Annotated in this window: 13 protein-coding genes; 4 read left to right on the top strand and 9 right to left on the bottom strand. The window is 50.2% G+C overall.

Annotated features, from left to right (window positions below):
* Nucleotides 1–2 precede the first annotated feature (2 nt).
* The 6 genes from IPN95_00710 to sdaAB all read right to left on the bottom strand — a co-directional run bounded on the left by IPN95_00710 (nucleotide 3) and on the right by sdaAB (nucleotide 14,690).
* A complete protein-coding gene (locus IPN95_00710) occupies nucleotides 3–4,739 on the bottom strand; it encodes a hypothetical protein (protein ID MBK9447941.1) in 4,737 nt (1,578 codons plus the stop codon).
* 340 nt (nucleotides 4,740–5,079) lie between these two features.
* A complete protein-coding gene (locus IPN95_00705; GenBank protein MBK9447940.1) occupies nucleotides 5,080–9,975 on the bottom strand; it encodes a hypothetical protein in 4,896 nt (1,631 codons plus the stop codon).
* A 97-nt stretch (nucleotides 9,976–10,072) separates the two neighbouring features.
* Entirely contained in the window at nucleotides 10,073–11,155 is a 1,083-nt protein-coding gene (locus IPN95_00700) for a PorV/PorQ family protein (GenBank protein ID MBK9447939.1), read from the bottom strand.
* 81 nt (nucleotides 11,156–11,236) lie between these two features.
* Nucleotides 11,237–12,592, bottom strand: coding sequence for an efflux RND transporter periplasmic adaptor subunit (locus tag IPN95_00695; protein ID MBK9447938.1), 1,356 nt, complete (start codon nucleotides 12,590–12,592; stop codon nucleotides 11,237–11,239).
* A gap of 6 nt (nucleotides 12,593–12,598) precedes the next feature.
* Nucleotides 12,599–13,858 (bottom strand): TolC family protein, encoded by a 1,260-nt coding sequence (locus IPN95_00690; GenBank protein MBK9447937.1) that lies wholly within the window; start codon nucleotides 13,856–13,858, stop codon nucleotides 12,599–12,601.
* Between the two features lie 154 nt (nucleotides 13,859–14,012).
* Complete coding sequence (gene sdaAB, locus IPN95_00685; protein MBK9447936.1) at nucleotides 14,013–14,690, bottom strand: L-serine ammonia-lyase, iron-sulfur-dependent, subunit beta; 678 nt, start codon at nucleotides 14,688–14,690, stop codon at nucleotides 14,013–14,015.
* Between the two features lie 377 nt (nucleotides 14,691–15,067).
* Between sdaAB and IPN95_00680 the strand changes: the two genes are divergently transcribed.
* From IPN95_00680 to IPN95_00670, 3 genes are all read left to right on the top strand, one after another.
* Nucleotides 15,068–16,111 carry a PorP/SprF family type IX secretion system membrane protein gene (locus tag IPN95_00680; GenBank protein ID MBK9447935.1) on the top strand — a complete coding sequence of 348 codons (1,044 nt, stop codon included), beginning with the start codon at nucleotides 15,068–15,070 and terminating at the stop codon, nucleotides 16,109–16,111.
* A 100-nt stretch (nucleotides 16,112–16,211) separates the two neighbouring features.
* Complete coding sequence (locus IPN95_00675; GenBank protein ID MBK9447934.1) at nucleotides 16,212–17,372, top strand: SUMF1/EgtB/PvdO family nonheme iron enzyme; 1,161 nt, start codon at nucleotides 16,212–16,214, stop codon at nucleotides 17,370–17,372.
* Between the two features lie 88 nt (nucleotides 17,373–17,460).
* Nucleotides 17,461–18,024 carry a DinB family protein gene (locus IPN95_00670; protein ID MBK9447933.1) on the top strand — a complete coding sequence of 188 codons (564 nt, stop codon included), beginning with the start codon at nucleotides 17,461–17,463 and terminating at the stop codon, nucleotides 18,022–18,024.
* Nucleotides 18,025–18,038: 14 nt separating this feature from the next.
* On the opposite strand, the gene IPN95_00665 is transcribed toward IPN95_00670, so the two are convergent.
* Nucleotides 18,039–20,285: a T9SS type A sorting domain-containing protein gene (locus IPN95_00665; protein MBK9447932.1), complete on the bottom strand. Its 2,247-nt coding sequence runs from the start codon at nucleotides 20,283–20,285 to the stop codon at nucleotides 18,039–18,041.
* Nucleotides 20,286–20,321: 36 nt separating this feature from the next.
* Here IPN95_00665 and IPN95_00660 point away from each other — a divergent pair, with 36 nt between their 5' ends.
* A complete protein-coding gene (locus IPN95_00660; protein ID MBK9447931.1) occupies nucleotides 20,322–21,641 on the top strand; it encodes a UDP-N-acetylmuramoyl-tripeptide--D-alanyl-D-alanine ligase in 1,320 nt (439 codons plus the stop codon).
* Here the strand turns inward: IPN95_00660 and IPN95_00655 are convergent, their stop codons facing one another.
* Together IPN95_00655 and IPN95_00650 are read right to left on the bottom strand one after the other, a co-directional pair.
* Nucleotides 21,642–22,118, bottom strand: coding sequence for a gliding motility lipoprotein GldH (locus tag IPN95_00655; GenBank protein MBK9447930.1), 477 nt, complete (start codon nucleotides 22,116–22,118; stop codon nucleotides 21,642–21,644). It lies immediately after the preceding gene.
* Entirely contained in the window at nucleotides 22,118–23,878 is a 1,761-nt protein-coding gene (locus IPN95_00650) for a Signal peptidase-like protein (protein MBK9447929.1), read from the bottom strand. Before IPN95_00650 ends, IPN95_00655 begins: the two co-directional genes overlap by 1 nt.
* Nucleotides 23,879–23,885 lie beyond the last annotated feature (7 nt).

Genomic DNA, 23,885 nt, shown 5'->3' with positions numbered 1-23,885 from the left:
CCTTAGCGCATCAGGTACATTTTCCCGAATCCGTTTTTGAAATAGCCTGAGATGCCTTCGTCTCGGAGTTCGACGCTTGCCTGGTTTTCAAATTTGGTTCTCACGCGGTAGAGGTAAACCCCATTCGCGAGCTGATCGCCAAATTCGTCGCGGCCATCCCAAGCATACTGCGTCACGTTGTAGCCGAAATGCACTTCGCCCATGGCCAACAAATCGATCACCTTCACGAGTTTGCCCGTGATCGTATAAATCTCAACGTCAAACCGGCTGGGTTTTTCATCCCCGGTCAAGGTATAAACGAAGTGGCAGGCGCTGGAAAATGGATTGGGATAAGGCAAAACCTCGCTGATGGCCTTCTGGTTGACGACATTCATCTGGATCACATAAGGTTTCCGCGCGGCTTCGTTGCCCTTGGCATCAAATCCCTGCACAGCGAGGGTATATTCCCCGTCGGCCAAACGCCCGGGTTTGAAGATGAGCCGGCTTTTGTTTTCCGGCATCCTCACCGGCACGACTTCGATGCTGTCATTGTTCTCGATCGTCACCATCGGATTGCTGCGAAACGACCTTTCCACCCCAAACCAAATGCGGTAAGTGCTGTCACTGACAGCCACGGGCAGGTAGGCATTTTCATCGTTGATCTGAATCACAATGGTAGGCTCCGGAGATACAATGTCGCCTGCCATCAGGTGCTTGCCATCGATCGTGACATCGACGATCGGCCCAAGCCCATCGGTGCGCACCCACAAGGGCTCGTAATAGAAATTGTTGAAATGCTGATTCTCAGGGACTTCGCTTTCGGGATTGACCTCAATGATCAAGGTGTAGCGCCCTGCTTCGAGACCGATACCGCTGGTAGGGATGGCATATTCCATTCTGCGAATCTCCCGTGCCTCAAATCCGCTGTATCGCTTGGTGCCTACTTCGATGAGACTTCTGTTGGATGCCTGCAAGGTATATTTGACGCGCACGCTGTCCATGGTCTGGGAAGTCAGGTTCCGCACAAAAAAACTGACCGGAATGATCTGCCCTTCCTCCACCGTATCCGGCACCATGACTCCCCTGTTGGCATCGACGGCCAAATCTGCGACGGGGTCAAAAAAGACTTCCCATTCATTCAGCTGCGGGGCCGTAAAATGTATCATGTCCCGTGCCATTCCCTGAAGCCGGAGTGTGGGGAAGCTATCTGCATTGATTCCTCCCAAGCTTATTGCGGTGTCTGTCAAGTGCGGAATCAACAAGGCCTCCGACCCATCCCTGCGAATTCCGTAAACCGACACACTGAGGCTGTCACCGACAAAAGGGTCAAGTGTCGACCAATCCAATGTAAGGTTTTGCCAACTTGATGCGGGACCGATCGTGCTACTAAGGATTTGACCGGAGGATCGAATCGCTGACATGTTCTTGGTTAGATCATGCATCGGCGGAAAACCGTCGACCTCCAAATTGGGCCTTGTGATCATCGTGGCCGTGCCAGGTGCAGCACCCTTTTGACCCAGGAAGATCAACCGGTCACCATCTTGCATCGGACGAAGGACCGCGTAGCTCCCACCCACCATTTCCAAAGCCTGCAAAACCTGGTCCTGCCAATTTTGCATCGCCGGATTTCCGCTCGTCACAAGCAAGAAATAGTCCCCCGGTTCTGTCGAGGCAATGGCCAAAGGCAGATCAGTGAGTGTGTTTTGATCGGGTGATGGGGGAGCCGAAAGAAAGCGCCAATCTCCTTGCAATGGCGTATCCAGAATTTTGGGAATCAATGTTTTTTGATCGATGGGTGTAAAAAGCACACCACTCGGAGCATCGTTGGTCGACGCATAATTGCCCATGAAGTACACGGCCTTTCCGGGGAATCCATAGGAAAGAATATAAGCATGCAATTCCGTCGTCCATCGTTCAAATTCCCAAGCCTGTGAAATTTCATCGATCTGAATTCCTTCCGTCGCGTCTTCAAACCATTGCGGCGCCTTGCCTTGTGACCATCCGGATTTATTTGGCTCATACTTCATTGAGCTTGAAGTCCACTGCTCGGGGTAAGAGTCAGTGAGCCGCGACCGCCAATAATAGACCTGTCCGGGGGTCATGGCAAAGGGAATCGGCCATTCACCCATTGCAGAATTACCCATGATCGCTGGAGAGGCCTTTTTGAAGGGCGAATCGAATGTATAAACGGTGTCGATCTCAAAAGAGTAACGCAAGGGCCCGCTCGCGACCATTTGCAAGGTGGAGGCAACCAAGGCTACCGTCGCATGTGGCACAATGGCAAACTCTGAGGGTTCCAACGGTTTGGCAATACTGCCAACAAATAGCTGCTCTACTTCTGCAGTGTTGTTGGATTGCTCCACCAACTCATCCAAAGAATCCAAGGGATCCACATGCACCAAAAATTTGTTGTAGCCTGCCGAGGCATAGCCGCTGATGTTGGGGATCGTCAGTTCAAGGGTATCAACGAATGCAAATGCCCCATGCCGAACGGTGTCACTAAAGACGACCAATCCACCATTGGGCAATTGTTGTTGGATATAAACAGAAAAGGAATCCTCAAAACTCCGCCCATCGTTGTGGAGCACGATATTCATCTTGAAGGATTGATCCAGCGCGACTGGAAAGCCGTCGGGGAAATAGATGTCTTCTGAACCGATGCGCAGATCACATTTCCTGGGCAGGTTCAATGCAACAGCCGGATCACCTTGCAGGTTCAATTGCTTGCAATGATTTGCACCGTGAATATTCGTCTGCATAGAAACCTTGTTCCCAAACCTACGGATGGTTTCCGTTAATATCGTACCGATCGAGCTGCCAAACGAGTCCCTCAGGGCCACCGCATACAGGGCCTGCCCATATTGCCCAAGCAAGCTCAGTACGCCAGATGTGGTATTGCCTAAGAATCCGATGCCCCCTTTGCCCGGTTGTAAGATAAACCGTTCTCCGTAGCTCGCCCCTTCCAAATAATAGTTCCCTCCAGAACAGCCAAAGGCAACCATAAGCGGATACTTCCCTTCATTTTTGTAAAGATTGGGCTCCAAAATGTCCAACTCAAATACACTCACCGCGGAATGCCCATAAAACTGAAGAAGGCTGACACCGGCATTGATGCGCTCCTCTGTGGTCATCCCATCGTTGAATTCAAACCCATTGTTGCGTTTTTGGTAAGACCAGACCCGTCCATTGAGCGGCGCATTTTCCCAAAATGGCTTAAATCCATCCACCGAGTCAGTCAAATAGAAATTGATGGCATTTTGTTGGGTGGCGGTTGCCCCACCACCCATAAACAAGGCATTTTTTGTCCAAGGCTCGGGCAATAGATGCTCGTATTCATTGATTTTGTTGAGGTAATCAAATCCCTGTCCGTCTTCCTTGATGCTGACCCTGCCAAGTCCAGCTTTCGGGACAAGATCGACGACATCACGGCTGAAATTGGTTACATATTCCAGATCATTCGCAGGTGTTCCGAACACCGGGATGTAGTTTTCCCGATTGTCCTTTTTACCGGTATTGCGGCCTTTCCCCCAAATCAAGAAGTGTTTAGGTTTGATCTGCCATTGCTCCATCGCAAACCTGCAGAAATTCTTGATCGCCCAAGGCGTCACAGAACCAAAGCCAAATTCATCAAAAATCTGGTCGATATAGACAATTTTGGGCTGCAAAAACGGATTGGTGGTACAGGTGTCACGGTAATTGGCATAGGCCTCCGCCGAATTTTTGAACTTGCGATGGGTGATGATCACAAAATCCCCACCAACAGTATCCGTGGAAATCAGCGGCAAAACGAGCTCGGGTTCAATGGCGGCAGTTTGTAGACCACGATCGGTGACGAGGTAAAGGTCGCGCCTAAGCGGTGAACCCGGAACCAAAAAGTGCAGTGTATCGCCGAGAACGGTTGCTGCCACACGCTGCTTCAACGTCAAATCAACCAACCATGCTTCTGAGTTCACATCGGCATTGAAAAATCTAAAGTAAGCCGTATCGTTCTTTTGCCATTGACGGAGGGTGGTTGCAGCATCACCCTTGAGATCCAGGTTGCGGTCGTAATCGATTGTCGCCCAACAGGCTCGTTGATTGTCCAACGGAACACTTTGCCCGTAGGCATGGAATCGAAGAAGCGTCATTGAATCCAAGGAAATCGGGGCATCAAATTCAACCGAATGCACATTGATATTGGCAGTGGTGTCTCGATACCTTTCCACAAACGCAAGGTCAATCGCCAGGATATGCTGCGCGGTATTATTGGCCCCAACGACGCGTGCCGCGACATGTACCGGATTGCCGGAATTTACAAAACCCGGCGTTTTGAGAAACCTTGCCATGACGTTGGGCAAATCTCCCGTACGGAATGTCCCACCAATATTCCCTTCACCAATGACCCAATCCGGGTTCAGAACATGCCAATAATCATTCGCATCTCCACCACCGACAAAAAAACTCTCGTCGTACTCCTGCAATACGCGGTACCTGTACCAAGGCTCCGGTGAAAATGTCTGAAAATTCTGCGTGGCGAGCGGCTGTAATCTTTGGCTTCCCACAGCATCCCACGTCACAAAATAAGCCGAAGTATCCGTGAAAAAGCTCGAGAAAAGGTTTGGCTGCAACGCCGGCTTATTTTCAAATGGCGGATCACTGCTTCGATACAACAGGGAGTCAATGGCACCATCGTTCTTGTACCCATAAAACTCCAGGTACTCAAACCCACCTGAAATACTATCCTTTACATAAATGGGAATCTCTACTCCGCGGTAAAACACTTGCAAATTGGCCGAGGTGATTGGCGAATTTGTATGCAACCCACCCCCGAGCAAGTCCGATGCCGTTACCCTATATAGGCCATCAGAAGGCACAAGGAGCTTGACATACTGATTTTGGGATGAAAGCCACTCATTAAAGTAGGCCGTTTGCGCAAACGCGTTTACCTGCGATCCAAGGAAGAACCCCAAAATAGCAAAAAGGTAAATCGTTTGAAATCGCCTGGTAATCACAATTTCTGCACAATGTTTGTGTTCAAGTTACGCCGACATGCGATCAATTGCAATCAGTCACAGGAGGACTTAGCAAACCACCCATCCAGGTATTGATGAAAAATGCCTATTAACGCATTAGGTACATCTTCCCAAAACCGTTTTTGAACAAGTCGGTGATCCCTTCGTCGCGCAGCTTCATATCCTTTCCGTTGACCTTGGCCACAACTTTGTAGATGTACACGCCGTTTGCCAGCAAGTCACCATATTCGTCACGCCCGTCCCATGCATAGTCCGTGATGTTGTATCCTACTTTAACGTCGTTGGTTTCATGAAGGTCAATCACCTTTACCAGTTTGCCCGTAATTGTAAAGATTTGGATATCAAATCGTTCCGGAATTTCGGCACCTGTAAGGGTGTAAACAAATCTTGTGGAGGTGGAAAAAGGGTTGGGATAGTTGAGCAAATTGCTCAGGGCAACCTCGTTCACAACCTTGAAATTGATTTCGTAGTCAGTCTTTCCCGCCTGATTTCCATTTTGGTCGAATCCTTGAACCCTCAAAGTGTATTCGCCATCGACAAGATGTCCAGGCTTGAAGTGTAGCTTTGCCTTGTTGGCCGGAAGCGAGGCACTTTCAATCTGTATCTGCGAATTTCCAGCGATAAAGATCCTGGGCAAATTGGCGGGATTGGGCGTTTTCAATCCAAAGTGAATCTCAAATGCGGTATCATTGACCGCCAGGTGGCGGTTTTCATCGTTCATTTGAATCAATATTTCCGGGAGCGGCGAAACGATGTCCCCATCCATCAGGTGCTTGCCATCGACCGTCACATCCAAAATCGGATTGATTTCATCCGGCCGAATCTTGAAAGGATAGGAATACAAATTGTTGAAGTGATACTGTTCGGGTTGATCATTAAAAGGATTCAACTCAACGTTGAAGGAAACATTGCCCACCATGTCAGGGAAATTTGTGCTGAAGGTGAAGGTATGCTCTACCCGTTGACCTGCAAGCAGCCTTCCAAACCGTTTGTGACCAACCTCGACCGTGCGCCGATCCTCCAATTGCACGATGTACCTTACGAGCAAGCTGTCCATATCGGTCTCCGTGATGTTGCGTGCGGCGTATTTCACGGTTACGTTTTCCCCTTGGGTGACGGTATCATGGTCAAAGGACCAAAGGCTGATCGGATCAATGACGGCGTCTGGCGCCGGGGTGTAGATCACGTGCCAATGTTGGAGTTGCGGCGCCGTCAAAAACGCACTGTCCTTGAGCGCTGCTTTCAGTTTGATAAAAGGATATTTCTCGGCATCGATGTTGGAAAGGCTATAGCTCCCCCGCGTGAGGTTCTGAAATACAAGCGAGTCTGTCACGCCGTCATGCGATACGTATAGCGAAACCCTGGTGTCTTCTTCGATAAATGGATCAACCGTGGACCAATTCCACACCAAGTCACGCCATGAAACTGCCGGGCCAACGGTCGTTGAAGAAATTGCTCCTGTTGCAAAATTGCTCTGCATGGCCTTCCGCAAATCGGTCTGCCAAGTCTGCGTAGGCTCATCAAACACGTTTGGATTCGTGAGCAAGATTCCCTGACCGGGATAGTCTTTGCGTCCAAGTACCACCAAGGCATTGCCCGGAGCAAAATTGTTGAGCAAGCTGGTATCGCATCCGATCAAGGCAAACGCCGCGCGTACGTGCGGTGCCCATTGCTCTACCCGCGGATCCTGCTCACTCACAGCCAAGAAATAATCTCCTTTTTCAAGGCTCGCAATCGCACTCACCACCGCATTTTGACCTGCAGGCATCGAGGCATAGGCCCAGTCTCCATGGATCGTGCTGGTAATGGAAGGCTTCAGGTCCTTTGCCCTGATGGGCGTGTATTTGATTCCAAAGTCGCCATTGGTACTTGGATATTCCGAGAAATAAGCGCCGTTTGCGAGGCGATAGACAGCGTGACCTCCGGCAGAGGTATAGGCATGCAAATCGGAAGACCATTGGTCAAAGCCCCATTCCTGCACGGTTTGGTTCATCGTGACCTGCACAGTCGGGTCGGTGTAAAACTGTGGGGGGCGCGATTGTGCCCATCCGGTGCGTTGGGCAATGTATTTGAAAGATGCCTTGGCCCATGCATCGGGAAAGGCATCCGCTAGACGCACACGCCAATAATACACCGTGCTGTCGACAAGGGTAAACGGCACATCCCATTCACTATAAATCGCGGATCCTACCACCACCGGCGAACCTATGTAGCGTGGAGAGTTGAACGTAGGAACGGTGTCGATTTCAAAAATATACCTGACCGTTGCAAGCCTTGACATGATCAATGCCGATGCCGACAGTCGCACATTGGGCGTATCGATCACGGCAAAATCATAAGGAAACAACACTGCAGGTGCATTTCCCGGAATGACAGCCGACATTTGAAGACGATTGTTGTCTTCGCGGTATTCATCTACCAAGTCAGTGGAGTCTGCAAAAATGTCAAACAAGTTGAGCCCCGCCATTTCAGACCCAAAGGTGTTGTGAATCAAAACCTCCAAGGTGTCAACACTTACAACTGGCGCATGTTTGGTCATCGAATGGTTGAGCCAAGTACCGGAGGGCAGTTGTTGCCGCACACTCAAGTAAAAGGAGTCTGCCGTGACCAAGCCATAGTTGTGTACGATCACATTGAGTGTGAAGAAACTGTCGGCAGCCGAGAAGTTGTAAGGCGTAAAGAAAAGGCCCGCCATGGTAATCTCAAGATCGGGCTTCTCCGGATGGTAAAGACTAATAGATGGATCACCTTGCAAATTCATCTGCTTGGCATGATTGGTATATACCTGATCAGTCCAAATCGAGGCATAGTCCCGAATGGTCCTGCGCACTTGATCTCCAAATGGCAAACCATAGGATGAATCGCAAACTTGCGGATATAACTTTTCACCGAAGTTTCCAAGCGGTGTCAGGTACCCTGCGGTCGAGTTTGCAAGATAGCCGATGGATCCGCGGTTTTCAGAAAGCACAAATCGCTCACCGAAACTTTTGAGGTCGCCTGTAAAGTTGCCCCCATAGCACCCAAATGCAATCATCATCGGGTACTTTCCATAATTGAGGTACAGCGAAGGCTCCTGAATGTCTACATCATAGATGTTGTTGGAACTGTGACCAAAAAAGTTAATGATGTTCGCACCTGCATTGATACGCTCGGTCGAAGTCATGCTGGAATTGGTGAGCTCTCCAGTGTTGTACTTTTGGTAATAGTTGCCATGCCCACCCAATGGGGGCGCTTCCCAAATATCCTTATAGCTAAGGAGATAATCAAAAATTGGCTTCTGTTCCGTTGTGTCGTTGCCCCCACCGAGGTAAACCGATTCTTTCATCCAGGGCGTCCACGGCGTATGCTCATATTCATTTGCTTTGGCCAGATAAAGGAGTCCATCGGCGTCGTTGTACACATTAACCCGGCCTATAGATGCTTGCGGCACAACGTCAATCTGATACTGGTCAAAGTCAGAAACAAAGTCATAGTCATTTGCCGGATACCCAAACGTTGGAACCAAGTTGACGGTACTGTTTCTGGTGATGTACTGTCCCTTACCCCAAAGCATGAAGTATTTGGGCTTGGTGGTCCAGTTGTCAATCGCATATTTGCAGAATCGCTTGATTGCCAGTGGCGTGATCGTACCGCTGCCGAATTCATCGTAGATTTCATCCGTAAAAACCACCTTGGCGGTCTGCGGATTGAGTGTGCAGGTATCGCGATACTGTTTGTAAGCATTGGCCGAGGCTGCCAAACTGCGATGGGCGATGATCACGAAACTTGCTCCTGCGCCAGGGTCGCTCAAATTGCTCAGTCGCGGTTGCTCTACCAAGGGTGTCTTGATCGCACCGTTGGTGGCAACAAAAATCTTGCGTGCTTGGCCTCCGCCGGGCACCACGACCTGCACCGCGTTGCCCCCCGCTACTCCTTCGCAGCGCGTATGGGTGGTGAGGTCATAGGCAATGGCAATCGAACCGGTATCCGCATTCACAAAATTGAAATACGCATTGGAATTCTGCTGCCAATCGTGCACCATGATGGCATTTTGGCCATCCATATTGAACAGGTGGTCATAGGTGACCTTTGTGTACAAAACGTTATTGTTGTCGGTATTGCTGTTTTGATTGCCCAATGCCTCATACAAGACCGTTGTATTGTTGGTCAATGCGTTGCTAAAACCCCGGTTCCAGGTCCGCACAAAAATTCCGGCAATCGTGTCATTTACCATCACCTGACCGTTCATGGTGATCTTGGATACGTGGACCCAACTTGACCGACCATAAATCCTGCATTCCAGTTCACTTGGATTGCCAACGTTGGCAGCATATTTAGTGGGCAAAACCACGGTCGCGGGGGCATTGTAATCAAATTCTTGGCCGACATATCCTTCGGCAGTCACATAATAGGAGTTCAGGATATGGAAAATGTCGTACTGACTTCCGCCCCCGTAATTCCACAAGGCGAAACCCGAGTTGGGATGGTAGTCGTAATAGCTTTGGTACCGAAAATGTGGCGCTGGAGAATAGTTGCCAAAGTTGAGGTCGCTAAAATTTGAATAGCGCAACCCGGGTTGCGCGCCGATTGTGAAAAAATAAGCCGAGGTATCTGAAAACGTGCTGAAATTTTTATTGGGCTGGATTTCACCATCGTGCAGACGGGTGTAAGGATCCCGATAAAGAATGGAGTCCACCCGTCCATCGTTGCGCATTCCGTAAAATTCTACGTAGTCGAGGTTTCCGGAACTTGTCTTGACATACACATGTTGTTGCTGTCCGCGGTAAAATACCTGCAGATTGGCAATATCACCCGGGGCAACATTCAGTCCCCCAGCACCCAAGGCTGCTGCATCTACGCGGTAAACACCGTCTTCCCAGACCAAAACCTTGGCATAGGTTTGCGTGGCGTTGAACCAAGCGTTGGCATAGTCAAAGCCGGTCTGACCGAAGGCAAATTGTGCACAGCAGCAAAGGAGGAGTGTAGCGAGTAAATTTCTAAACATATTCTCCGTCTAGCGCTCCAGCTAGTTTAATTGGGATCAAACACGTAAAATAATCAAATATCCCCACATTTTCAATAGCAGCACCAACCGCAATCACTCATCGCAGCTTGGTGAAGCTGTACTTGAGCGAAAACACATGCGAATAAAGCGTTTGTGAAAAATTCCCGACATTGCTCAAAGCATAGTCCACGCTAAAGCTCTTGATCTTGAATCCCGCACCAACGCAGGGAAAGAGTGAAATGACATCCTTGCCGTCCGCATTGGGCACCTGCTGCAGGTTTTTGAATCCGCCGCGGATGAAAGCAATCTTTTTATAACCAAGCTCCAATCCCATGTGGGGATCCAAACTCACCGGACCCAGATTGAGTGCCACATTCCGCTTGCCGTCAAAGTGCACGTCATTGTCCAAAGAAACCAGCACTTCGAATGCACGGTCTTTCAGGAAGGTATAGCCGCCACCCATGCGCATCGAGGGAAGTGTAATCTCCAAGGAATTCTCAGGAATCACGTTTCCGGTCGCGACAAAGGTGGATTCGAATTCTTCTGTGTTGAAAGTCCAAGCATTAAACGTGCTTGTGACATCACTGAGCATCAAACCCAATTGAAGGGGGCCTTTGTTCCAGCGTGCACCGACATCCAAGCCAAAACCCCAAGCATTGGCAAATTTGCCGACACTGCGGTTGACCACCTTGAAATTTGCGCCGACATCGAGACCACCCATGATGTCCAACCGCTGTGAAAGACTCAACACCGCGGCCAAGTCCGCGACTGAGAAAGTCTCCACCGCACTGAAGTCGATGTTGCCATTGGGATCCACCAGATTCAATGTATTGGGAATGTCATCGACGCCCAAGCGAATCACTGAAGCTCCGAAACGACGGTTTTCGCCGATGGGCATCGTAAACCCGATATAATCGTATTTGGCGATCCCCGCAAAATATTCGCTGTGCATCAAGGCTACCTCGGGCGCAGCGGGTGCAAAACCCAACCCTGCCGGATTCCAGTACCCCGCCGTGACATCGTCGGCAATTCCTGACATGGCATTGCCCATCGCGGCCGCCCTTGCGCCGACTCCGATCTTCAGAAACTCGTTGGAATATTTGCGCACACTTTGTGCTGGCAAGATGCTGGGAGCCAAGGCAAGGAGGAAAATACAAGCAAAATGGATTCTGCGACGCATGTAAAATGACTTAGTTCAGTATGTAAAAGTAATCCCAGACCAACTTCCAATCAAGGCAAATTTTAATGGACTATTACGGGGTTATTGATCCGTCTCCTTTTTGTCTGCCTGCGGCTTTTTTGTATCGCCCGCAGAAACATCGGGCAAAGGATTGATCTTGACTTTCATGCTGTCCTTGATTTCCTTGCTCAAAAGTCGGTAGGGTCCTGTAATGATCTCCTCCCCTTCTTTCAATCCTTCCTTGATCACGATGTACTTGCTGTCGCTGATGCCGGTCACGACCGACTTGAGCTGCGCAAACTGTCGTTCCCTCAGCACAAAAACCACTTCCGTCGGCTCGGCATCTTCATTCGTCCCCAACTTTCGCACCGTCACTGCCTGAATCGGCACGGCCAAGGCGTTGTCTTCCCGCTCCGTAAAGATCTCGACTTGTGCACTCATGCCTGGAAGAAACGGGCTTTGGTGCGGCTTGAGTCCGCGCATCAATTCAGGTTTGCCGAGGTAGGATGCCGAATCAATCTCCACCTTGACCTCAAATGCCGTGATTTGATCCGTGGAAGTCGCTGCGGTCGCCGCTGAATAGGCGATTTCAGTCACTTTCCCTGAAAAACGTTGCCCTTCAAATGCATCGACCTCCACCAAGGCAGAGTCCCCGATGTGTACATGCACGATGTCGTTTTCATTGATGTTGACCACGACCTGCATGCGGCTCAAGTCTGCAATGCGAAACAGTTCTGTGCCTTGCATTTGCATCGTGCCGACGACACGCTCCCCAAACCGAATGTTCTGACGGGTAATGGTTCCGCTCATGCTCGCCGTGATCGTTGTTTTGCGCAGGTCACTTTGCGCCGTTTTGAGGCTGGCTTTACGGCTTTCCGTGCTGAATCGCGCCGCACGAATGCTTGCGTCATTGGCGCGCAATTGCGACCGTGCAATGTTGTAGCGTAGCTGCGCAGTTTCCCATTCGGCTTTGGAAATGACTTTTTCCCTGTAAAGCTGATCCTGCCGCTGGAACGTCGCACTGTCTTGCATCACCTGTACACGCGCCTGCTCGAGCGCAGCTTGCGCCTGCAACTCGGCTGCAATGGCAGCGTTGACCGCTGCTTGTGCTTGCTCCAATGCACTCTGATAATTATCGGGCCTGATCGACACGAGCACTTCGCCCTTTTGCACCTCCTTGCCCTCGGCAATTTGGAGATCCACCACTTCGCCCGAGACGTCGGCGGCAATTTTGACCTCCAAAACCGGCTCTATTTTGCCCGTTTCCGTCACCGAAGCCACAATATCGTGGCGCGCGACCTTTTCGACATTCACGCCGTTGTCGACCTTCTTTCCTCCAAAGAACATGATCACAAACAGGACAATCAGCAAAATGCCAATGATACCTGCCCAAATCAGGCCCGTGCGTTTTTTCTTTTTACCGATTGTCGTTGCCATGCTGCATCAGAAGCTCAATGGCTTCCCTTGGTACAAATCTAAAATTTTGCGTTTCAAAATGCGGTCATATTGTGCCTGGGTTTGTTCGATTTCTGCACGGGTATGATTGTTGAGCACCTCCAAATAAGCCAAAAAATCAAGCATTCCAGCATCATACCTGGCCTGTGCAAATCGAAGGGACTCATTCAAGCTTTCGTTTTGCGCCAAGGTCGCAGCAAACTTGGCATCAGCCGCCTTTGCATCGAGGTGTGCCTGCTGAATCGCGCGGTAAAGGGATAATTCCTCGGCCTTGACGTTCAATTCGGCAGTGTTGTAATTGATTTTGGAAATACGGTGCCCTTGACGCGTCTGCATTCGGTTGAAGATCGGTACGGTCAGGGAAAAACTGAGCGTCTTGCCAAAATTGTTGCTGAATTGCGTCCACATCGGGATCTGATCGCCATAGGTGTAAAGCGGCACGATGTCAAAAAGGATGGTGTCGAGCACCGTCTCCTTGGCATTCGAAGAATAAAAACTGCCCAAACCGAAGGTGATATTCAACGTTGGGAAATAGGCTGCGCTGGCTGTTCTAATGGCATACTTCGCCGCAAGCGCCCGAAATTCCTGCTGCCGCACGCCGGGATTGCTCAGCCTTGCCGATTGAAAAACAGCGTCAAGCGCCTCAAGTTCTTCGACTTCCGCATTGATGAGGTCAGGTCGTTCGATTTCATAGGCCTCTGAAGGATCTAGATTCAGTGTAAGGATCAAGTCGAGCAAACTGCGGTCGTAGTTGTTTTGAAGTGTCACCGCATTGACGCGCTCGGCGGCAAGTTGAGATTGCAGGGTAAAAACGTCGCCTTGTGTTTTGGCGCCCGCATCTACCTGCTTTTGTACGTTGACGAGCTGCTTTTCAAGCAAATCGAGTCGCGTCTTGGCGATTTCAAGGTTGTCGTTGGCAAATAGAACCTGAAAAAACGCAAGTGCAGTGTTCAGGCGAATGTCATTTTTAAGATCCTCCAGCGAATATTGACTGGCCGAAAGGGTGTACTGCGCATTTTTGAGCTCATTCCATTTGGATAATCCGCGGAAAGCAACAAAACTCGCGCCGAGACTCGGCTGACTCGTCCAAGGTGAAACGGCGATCTGCTGGGTGAAAATATCCGCCGAATTACCAAACGACTTGTTGACTGGCAGGTTCATGGACACGTTTGGCAGGAAGTCAAACTTCTTCTGAATATAAGAGACCTCTGCAGTAGAGACGCTGTTTTCCGAAATTTTGACCTGCACATTATTTGACACCGCAAGGTCGAGACATTGCAGAAAAGACAGTCGGGTTTGGGCACATAATATAGGCTTGAACGTAAGCTGCGTCCCCAAGACAACGAGCATCACGAACAAAATTCTACCCCAAAATCGCGCCAAATGGTTCAAGCACATGTTATTATATGTGTATGTCTGGAAGGTAAGTAACTTTTTCAATCCAATGCACACTCCGAAGGTACTCAATCGTAAGTGGCCGCGGTGCCGAATCAATTTCAATGACAAGCCTCGCTTGTGAATTTTTAGCCTTTCGGTCGACGCTCATCGTGGCGATGTTGCAATCATCATTGCTGAGTACGGTAGCTACAAAAGCGATTGTGCCTTTGAGATCTTGGGCAGAAACGACCAAAGTATGGCGTTGGGCAGTGAAATTGCAGCGGAATCCGTCGATCTCGATGATGGAGATCAGGCCACCGCCACGCGAAACACCCACGACTTCCGTATGCTCATTTCCGGCATTTGCGACGACGCGTACCGTATTGGGATGCATGGCGGATGCATTGTTGACGGCCTTAAATTGGAAATTGATATGGGATTCTGTAGCCAATTTTTTTGCCTCCCGGATTCTTTCGTCATCCGTTGCCATGTCCATCAACCCTGCAAGGATGGCGCGATCGCTGCCATGACCTTCATAGGTCCGGGCAAAAGAATTGTAGAAAGTAATGACGACATCTGTGGGCTGAGCGCCCAAAATACGCCTTGCAACGCGTCCAATACGCACCACGCCGGCAGTATGTGAGCTACTTGGCCCGATCATCACCGGGCCAATCATATCAAAAATGCTACTCCTGTCTGACATATCTTTCTTGTGCTGTATTTCAGCCAATCATCCAAAATTAAAAAAATATGTGGTGGAAATGGGGAAAAGTAAAATCAATTCACATGGAATGCCTACCTTAGCACCTGATTGAGAAGCACAGGTTCCATTGCTGCTTGCGAATAGGTAAGACGATTTTGGGTAGGTTTCCTCAGTAGAGTGGTCAAAGGCGCAAAAATGCCGGAAACCACAAGCTGTGTATAAATCGCTCTTGAGTCTGTCATTTTTTTTCGTAGCGATGGGATTTTGAATATTTTTATCTATCTTTACGAAATAGATATTTGCTGGGCGGTTTGTTTAATGTTTTATCAACTCAGAGCTAAAGAAGCTGACAGTTTGTAAAATTTTGGCACTGTGATATGAAAAGAGGCATCACGCGTATTTTTGTGCTAGCATATTTCGCAGTAGCGGGATTTGCGCAAGCGCACGCCCAGGATCCCCAATACACTCAGTTTTATGCCAATCAGCCTTTGCTGAATCCGGCTTTTACTGGAGCTGCGTTGGGACCCCGGGTTTCGATCAACTACCGTGCCCAGTGGGTCGCCATTCCAGGCACCTACCGGCAGCAGGCGTTTTCCTATGACCAGCCGATTTTGCTCGGCAAGGGCAAAACCCAGCAAGGACTAGGTGGCACCATCACCCGCGACCAAGCTGGCGAAGGCAATCTTTCCAAGCTCACGGTGAATCTCAACTACTCGTTTGCAATGCAATTTGGCCGTAGAGGCCATGAGCAAAATCTGCGCCTTGGTTTGGGTGGCGGATTGGAGCAAGCGAGCATCGACTTTCAGAAACTCCGTTTCTCGGATCAGATTGATCCAAGAGAGGGTTTTATCTATGCAACGCAAGAAGTTTTCCCAACGCAAAGCCGTTTTAATCCAGACATCCACTTTGGTGCTGTCTATTACAACCGCGTAGCATGGGTTGGTGTCTCTGCACACCACTTGACACAGCCCTATCAGACGTTCATCACGACCGTCAACAGTGGCGACTCCTTGCGCCTTCCAACGAAGTTTACCGCCACCGCAGGTTTGAAAATTCCTGTTGGCCCACCCAATGATCCAGACAAGGTTGCGATTTCGCCAGCTGTCATTTTTATGAAGCAGCGCAATTTCAACCAACTGAATCTCGGTGCCTATGTGAACATTGACCCGATGGTCTTTGGTCTCTGGTACCGCACCAACTACAATAATTTTGAGGGACAATTTGTCACAAGCGACATGCTCGCTGGTTTGATTGGTTTCAAACAAGGCATTTTCTCGATTGGCTACTCTTATGATTATACGCTCTCACGCTTGACCAACGGCATTTCCGGCGGTTCGCACGAGCTTGCGCTGATCATGGAATTTGAGCGCAATAAGCCAACGTACTTCAAGCACAGAAAAATGCCTTGTCCGAGATATTGATTCAATCTATCTTTGTTACCTCTCGGAATTAGTATAAGTCAAGAATATAAATAGGCACTGCTAGTTTAGTTTTGTAATCCTTTTTAAACGTTACTACACGATGAGACAGAAAAGTTTGCTATTCCTCGTGATCGCTGTCATCACAGGAACCTTCTTCGGCTGCGGAGGCGGAAGCAACATCAACTTCGTTGGCAAAAACAGTACCAAAACTGGTCTGAAATACAACGAAGAGGGCGGATTCCAAGTTCGGAAATTTGAGGGCATGGATCCAGCGCCAGGCCTCGTCTTTGTGCAAGGTGGTACCTTCATCATGGGCGGTGGCGAAAAAGACATCGAATGGAACATGAACAACCGTGAGCGTCAAGTGACGGTTCACTCCTTCTACATCGATGAAACCGAAATTGCCAACGTGGACTACAAAGAGTTCCTTTGGTATATCTTGAAAGATTCAGGTGACGTAATGCACCGCCAACTTTATCCTGATACCACGGTATGGTTGCGCGACCTCGCATTCAACGACCCTTATACCCAATACTACTACGCTCACGAAGCATTCAATACCTACCCTGTGGTTGGTGTGAACTGGCACCAAGCCAACGAATATGCTAAGTGGCGTACAGTGATCGTCAACAAAACGATCATGGAGCGTGACCCAGAAGAAATTCTCTATCCTGCCTACCGTCTCCCGACGGAAGCCGAATGGGAATATGCTGCCCGTGGTCTCCTCGAAGAAGAAAACTATCCTTGGGAAGGTAAATCACTCCGCGATCAAGAAGGCCGTTTCCGTGCCAACTTCAAGCGCGGCCGTGGTGACTACGCTGGCTGGGCTGGTGGCGATGGCCGCCACTACACAGACGGCTACATGATCACCGCTCCTGTGCGCTCCTTCTATCCTAACGACTTCGGTGCCTACAATATGGCTGGCAACGTTTGCGAGTGGACCATGGATACCTACCGTGTGCTCTCCGGCGAAGATGTCGAAGACCTCAACCCTAACCGCCGCCGTGGCCGCACCGAATTGCGCCCTGACCAGTGGTTGGATGACTTTACTTACAACGAGAAAAACTCGCTCCTCTTCAACCCCGATCCAAATGAGCCGAACAACTCGCAGTTCGACAACATCAAAGTGTATCGCGGTGGTAGCTGGGCAGATATCGCTTACTTCCTCACCCCTGGTTCACGCCGCTTCTACAATGCCGACTCTAGCTCTGCGATGATCGGTTTCCGTTGCGCCATGATCCGTTTGGGAAGCCCATTCTAATCCAAGCGTAAAAAGGATTATCAAATGATCGGGCTAGGAGGCAACTTCTAGCCCGATTTCCTTTTTTCCTACACCTCTTTTCAAAGCCATGACACCTCACGAATCCACGACTCTCGCAGAAATTGAAGACGCCGTCACCCGCGTGCTGCCTTGGTTTGACTCCAAGCCCGAACTCGCATCCTGGGTTCCGCCCACAAACGGCTGGTCCATCACGGAGATTTTGGACCATATTGTCCTTACAAGTCACTATCTCCTGCTCCTCATCGAAAAGGGTACGCGCAAAAGCCTCGCAGCCAAGGCAAAAGGGACAGAGATCTACTTGGACCCAAATTATCAGTTGATTCCGGAGGCTTTGGCTGAAGCCGGTGTCTTTCAGGCGTTCGTTTGGCATCGCCCCGATCACATGGATCCACGCACAAATTCAATCCCGGGAGTAACAAAAGAGAACTTTCTATCTCAAATGCATCGGTGCAAAGACGCCGTCAAGTCTTTGGAGGGTGGTTGGGGCCATCATACAAAAACAACCATGACCGTCAATGAAATCGGGAAATTGGATGTGTACCAGTATGTGGTCTTCCTCTGCCGACATGCTCAGCGACATTGTCTGCAAATGGAGCAGAATAGAATCGGTTTTGAATCGCAACCTCTGTAAAAACGCGGCTAGCGTCAGCGACTTTCCGTCACGATCAGCTTGCTGGAGAGCGTGCCCGACTTGGCGGTGAAAACGATCCAATAAATACCTGGCCGAATTTTTCCAAGGTCAATGGTGCCTCCATTCGCCTGCCAATCCCCGGCAAAGGACTCCCTTCCCATGGCATCGTAGCCTTGGTAACGACCCTTATTGAATCCATTTGTCCCCGAAAACAGGAATGAAGCTTGTCCCATTGCAGGATTTGGAAAAAGCTTGAGATTGCCTTCCAAGGGGGATTCGCCTGCAACGGTGCCTACTGCTCCAGCATCGCGCAACAGCATCAACCCGCCACGCATGTCACCTACCACGTAGGTGAGGCGCGCACTGTCCAGCACCACAGCAACTGGATTGGCATACAATCCAAAATCGAGGCCAAACAAATCCTGTCCACGTACAAAAGTGGCGCCGGAAACAGGACTAATGTCTTCATAGACTGCCACGAGGCCATCAATTCCACCGACCAAAAGGTCTAAATCACCGTCATCGTCATAATCAACGGCAAACGGCTGGGAAAATCCATTGGAAACCGGCTGTCCAGACTGGTCATTGACCTTGACCATTCCAAAAGTATCATCCACCAAGACAAAACTGGGCAAGGAGGCGGTTCCGTTATTGGCGAAATAGTGAACATAGCCCCGGTGATTTCCTGCCAAAAGATCGAGGTCGCTGTCATTGTCCAGGTCTACCAATTGCGGCGCGCAGTTGGTTCCAACGTCGATTGCTGCATAGTTGGCCGTCGTCAGGATGAAATTGGCAGCAGTATTGGGCGGCGCAGTGTTGAGGAAATAAAATAGCGTGCCATCGGAACAGCCTAACAGCAGGTCTTGATCGCCATCGCCATCCAAATCTCCCGGCGCCGGTTTGATCCAGCTGATATTCGCAAACGCCGAATTTCCATGCAAACCCAAATAATCTGGATCAACCATTTCAAATGCAGGTAATTGTGCGGTGCCCACGTTTTCAAACAATTGCAAACGAGGCAAATAACCGACCAATGAATCGTATCGCCCCGCACCACCCACCAAAAGATCGAGCAAGCCATCTCCATTGTAGTCCAAGAAAGCTGGTGCTGCCGCCGTGCCGATGTCGATCATTCCCTCCTGGAAAACGCCATAGCGCTGAAATTCGAAGTCTGGTTGTGATGTCGTGCCCAGGTTTTTGTGAAACATCACGCCCGTCACATCCTCCAAGAGCGAGGTATTGTTGGGAGCAGTCAGCAAATCCTTGACACCGTCATTGTCGATGTCCAGGTAAAAGGGTGCAGGAAAACTCGTAACATGTACCGATGAATCACTGTTGGGGTAGTGATCCTCCGTCGAAACAAAATGCGCAATTTGGGTTGTCCCGCCATTCACCAAGGCATACAACGTGGGGCAGCCAACATCACCGATGATCAGATCCTTGAGTCCATCTGCATTCAAATCCAATGACAGGGTCGTCGAACCTGCATGCAAAACCGCATTTTCCAAGTCCCTGCCATCGTATCCGGAGCGCTCCCCTGTGCCACATGGAATGCGATTGATCAGGGCCTCACAGGTGAATGCGTCTTCCTCAAAATGTCCAAAACATCGAGATTGGAGGTCAAAATCCATCCCAAGCAATCCTCCGGTGTTTTCCACCGAGAGATTTTTATGCCATTCGATCTTTTGTCCTCCGACTCCGAATGTCAAGATGTCCAAATCGCCGTCTCCATCTATGTCGTCAATCCCAGGAATATCAGATTTTCCGCTATACAAGGCCAGCGTCGGCGGATAGACGGAAATGATTGTGTCCTTAAATAGGCTAAAACTTAAAGTGCCTCCCGTCAAAGCAGATGTATTGCGATAAACACGCACATTCGATACTTGGGGAACTGCTGTGAAAATATCGACGTACCCGTCATCGTCAAAATCACGCAACAGCATCCAGTCCTTCATATTGGCTGGAAACTGGGAAATGAAATGCGGCGCAAATTCATAGTCGATCTGCCCAGCAGCTCCGCGATTGCGAAAAGTCAGCAACCGTGGACCGACCCGATCGAAGACGGCAAGGTCCATTCGTCCATCGTTGTCCAAGTCAATTTCGCTGAATTGCGGGGCATTCAGTCCGCCAGCCCAGGCCATCGGAAGCGAAAGGCTTGCAGCACTTACTGGAATGTCATTGGAAAAAACATAGTTTTGGGCATTCACCAAGTTTGCACTGAATCCAAGCAAGAGGAGAAAGAGGTATTTGGCAGAATTCATCGAACGCTTAATTTTGACTAAAATTACGGAAACAAGATGCCGCAATCAAAAATCTGGGAAGCCTACCTGAGACAAAAGGCTGTTTCCACGGATACACGGAAGATCCGGCTCGGGGACATTTTTTTTGCGCTCAAAGGTGACAACTTTGATGGCAATCGATTTGCGGCCCAAGCTCTTCTTGACGGTGCAGGATTCGTGGTTGTCGATGACCCCGCAGTCGTGCCAGAGGATGACGACCGTTACATTTTGGTCCCGAATGTATTACTTGCCTTGCAGGGGCTCGCACGGCAATACCGGGAAACCTTTGATATTCCGGTATTTGCAATCACCGGCAGCAATGGGAAAACCACTACCAAGGAGTTGGTGCACGCCGTGCTCAGTTCCGAGCGTCGCGCATACGCGACCCAAGGCAATCTCAACAACCACATCGGCGTTCCGTTGACCCTGCTCGCCATGCCCCCGGAAACGGAAATTGCGGTCATCGAAATGGGCGCGAACAAACCAAAGGACATCGAAGAATTGGTGAACATTGCCCTGCCGACACACGGGGTGATCACCAACATTGGCCAAGCACACTTGGAAGGCATGGGCGGAATCCTTGGCGTGCAGCGTACCAAGGGCGAAATGTTTGACTTTTTGCGCGAGCATCAAGGCATTGCATTTGTCAACGAGAATGATCCGTTGGTAGCCGAAGTTGCGGCGGGCATTTCCGAAAATATCGGATATGGTTCCCCGGAGAGTCCGTACCACATTCTCCGGACGCAAGAAAACGAGGAAGGCCAATTCATCACGTTGGTCGCACGTGGCAAAAGTCTGCAGGCGCGCATTCATCTCCATGGTCGCCACAATGCAGAAAATGCCTTGCTTGCCGTGGCGGTAGGGCAACACTTCGGCATCAGTGACGAAGGCATTCAGACCGCCCTTGCAGGATACCTTCCCCGAATGAACCGCAGTCAATTGCACCGTCAAGGCGAACGCAGCATCTTGCTTGATGCCTACAATGCGAACCCGTCTTCCATGAAGGCAACCATTGCCAGCATCGCAGCCCAAGAACACGCATCGGTGGCGTTAGTCCTCGGAGACATGTTTGAACTTGGTCCAACATCTGACGAATTGCATTCGGAGATTTGGGAATTTGCACGAAAGCAACTCCCGAATGCGTTGATCGTTGGCATCGGTCCCCATTTTTTGAAGAGTATTCCGCAGGACGATGATAAGGTGCGGAGTTATGAGACGATTGCGGAGGCGCAAGCCAATATCGCCAAGGATTTGGAGGGTTGCCAATTCATCCTGCTAAAAGGATCTCGTGGAATGGCATTGGAGCGCCTACTGCCGGCGATGGAAATCCACCTCTAATTATTGCTCCACCACCATCGGATCTACGGCAATCCCGGCGCTTTCCACACCGCAAAGGTCGGGGTCACGCATGTAGTGAAACAGCCGCAGTGAATATTTCCCAGTTTGGCTGAAGCGAATCCCCTCCGGAACCTTCAGCAGGAACGGTACAACCTCCCCCGATGGCTCCGACAACCAATTCCCGTTGGGATCTGCCAAGACAAATTCCGTGGGAATGGTCGATGCATCGCCCGAAGGTGCATTCAATATCACATGCAAATAAAGGTTGTGAAAGGGATAATCATCATTGACGGTCACCGGAAACGACAATTCGTAGACCGCATTCGTGTCCGTGTTTTCGAATGACAGCACCAAGGTATCCGAAACACTCCAACACTTGCTTTCAAAGTCCTTTTCAGCGGACTGCCAATGTTTGGAGCATCCTGAAAACACGATCAGAATCCCCACCAAGAAACACCATGTGCGGAATCGCTGCATCATGAGTTGGCGGGTGGGTTGGAATTTCCTCCGCCATCCGGCCCTTGGCCCGGACGGTCATTGGAAGGCTTCTTTGCGATTTTCCTAAAGTCGCGCCCGCTGGTATTCTGATTCTGCCCGCCTTCGTTCCGAGGCTTCTGCTCCGGCCTTGGACCTTGCTCCCTGCGGGGCTGCTGCTCCTGCGGATTTCCCTCGTTGCGTGGCGGTTGCTGCGGTTTTGGACCGCGCTGATCCTTGTTTTCGGGTCTTGGACCTTGCTGTTTCCCTTGATTTTCGGGTCTTGGACCACGATTTTCCTTGCCTTCAGGCCTTGGACCACCTTGCTTCTGTTGATTCTGCGGGCGTGGACCACGATTTTCCTGACCCTCGGGCCTTGGACCGCCTTGGCGCTGTTGGCCTTCTGGTCTCGGGCCACGATTTTCCTGACCTTCGGGCCTTGGGCCGCCTTGCTTTTGCTGATTTTGCGGACGGGGACCACGGTTGTCCCGGCCACCTTGCTGACGTTGACCGTCACGAGGCTGCTGATTTTGCGGGCGGGGACCACGTTGGTCTTGACCTTCTACTCTTGGAGCTTCGCCTTCTGAACCGGGTGTACCAGATTCTACACGTGCTTCCCGCGGACGGTTGGCATTCGAAGTGCCCTCCTGACCGGGCTTCTTCTTTTTCTTCTTTTTGCGCTTTGGATCTTCCCGTGGAATCGATTGGCCCACGACATCCACAAAGTCGGCTTCCTTGTCTTCCTCGGCAATTTCCTTGTCCAGCGAATGCAACGATGCCGGGCGAATGCCCTTTTTGTTCATGGCCGCCATTTCCATCACCTTATCGGCTTCCATCGCGATCCATGTGCTTTCACCGGCATAGCTGAACCAAAGCGTACGCTTGAAAATATCGGTCTTTTGCAGGAAGGCCATTCCCATCTCCGTTTCGATGCGATCCACCTTGGGGATGTCTTTCAAGGCATCAAGGTAGGAATCCAATTCGAAGTTCAGGCAACATTTCAACCTTCCGCATTGACCCGAAATCTTCATCGGATTCAAAGAAAGGTTTTGGTAACGGGCTGCAGCCGTGCTGACCGTTTTGAAATCGCTGAGCCAAGTGGCACAGCAAAGTTCGCGGCCACATGAACCGATTCCGCCAACGAGTGCAGATTCGAATCGCAGACCGATTTGCTTCATCTCAATGCGAATCTTGAACTCGCCAGCGAGCAGCTTGATCAATTCGCGGAAATCGACACGCTGATCCGAGATATAATAAAAAATGGCCTTGGTATTGTCGCCTTGGTACTCGACCTCTGACATTTTCATATCGAGGTTAAGTATCCTTACGATTTCCCGGCTGCGGACGAGGGTTTCATGCTCGCGGCTGCGGGCGAGTTGCAGCTTTTCGAGGTCTTCCTTGGTCGCGCGGCGGTAGATCTTTTTGACTTTGTCCAAGCCTCCACGCACCTTTTTCTTGCGCATCTGAAGCTGAGCCAAAATTCCACCCAACGAAATCTGCCCGACATCGAATCCACGATCACTTTCGACAGCGACAAAGTCGCCGGTGATCAGGGAAAGGCCATTGGCATTGCGAAAAAATTCCTTGCGGGTATTTTTAAAACGGATTTCGTAGACGTTGTTGAATTCGCTTTGGGTCGGCTGCTGCATGCTGTCGAACCAATCGTAGGCGTTCATCTTATTGCAGCCGCCTGTTTTGCAGCCGCCTTTTTGACCGCAGCCGCCTGTTGAGCAGGCTCCGGTGGTACATGATCCACATCCCATACTTATC

It is taken from the genome of Bacteroidota bacterium (assembly GCA_016718825.1).
GTDB lineage: Bacteria > Bacteroidota > Bacteroidia > J057 > JADKCL01 > JADKCL01.
Note: the sequence above shows the minus strand (reverse complement) of the source record. Positions and strands in the feature narration are given on the sequence as shown.

Bases quoted from the DNA above. Each gene is read 5' to 3' on its own strand.
- IPN95_00705 (MBK9447940.1), bottom strand. From the start codon at position 9,975: ATGTTTAGAAATTTACTCGCTACACTCCTCCTTTGCTGCTGTGCACAA.
- IPN95_00700 (MBK9447939.1), bottom strand. From the start codon at position 11,155: ATGCGTCGCAGAATCCATTTTGCTTGTATTTTCCTCCTTGCCTTGGCT.
- IPN95_00695 (MBK9447938.1), bottom strand. From the start codon at position 12,592: ATGGCAACGACAATCGGTAAAAAGAAAAAACGCACGGGCCTGATTTGG.
- sdaAB (MBK9447936.1), bottom strand. From the start codon at position 14,690: ATGTCAGACAGGAGTAGCATTTTTGATATGATTGGCCCGGTGATGATC.
- IPN95_00680 (MBK9447935.1), top strand. From the start codon at position 15,068: ATGAAAAGAGGCATCACGCGTATTTTTGTGCTAGCATATTTCGCAGTA.
- IPN95_00675 (MBK9447934.1), top strand. From the start codon at position 16,212: ATGAGACAGAAAAGTTTGCTATTCCTCGTGATCGCTGTCATCACAGGA.
- IPN95_00670 (MBK9447933.1), top strand. From the start codon at position 17,461: ATGACACCTCACGAATCCACGACTCTCGCAGAAATTGAAGACGCCGTC.
- IPN95_00665 (MBK9447932.1), bottom strand. From the start codon at position 20,285: ATGAATTCTGCCAAATACCTCTTTCTCCTCTTGCTTGGATTCAGTGCA.
- IPN95_00660 (MBK9447931.1), top strand. From the start codon at position 20,322: ATGCCGCAATCAAAAATCTGGGAAGCCTACCTGAGACAAAAGGCTGTT.
- IPN95_00655 (MBK9447930.1), bottom strand. From the start codon at position 22,118: ATGCAGCGATTCCGCACATGGTGTTTCTTGGTGGGGATTCTGATCGTG.
- IPN95_00650 (MBK9447929.1), bottom strand. From the start codon at position 23,878: ATGGGATGTGGATCATGTACCACCGGAGCCTGCTCAACAGGCGGCTGC.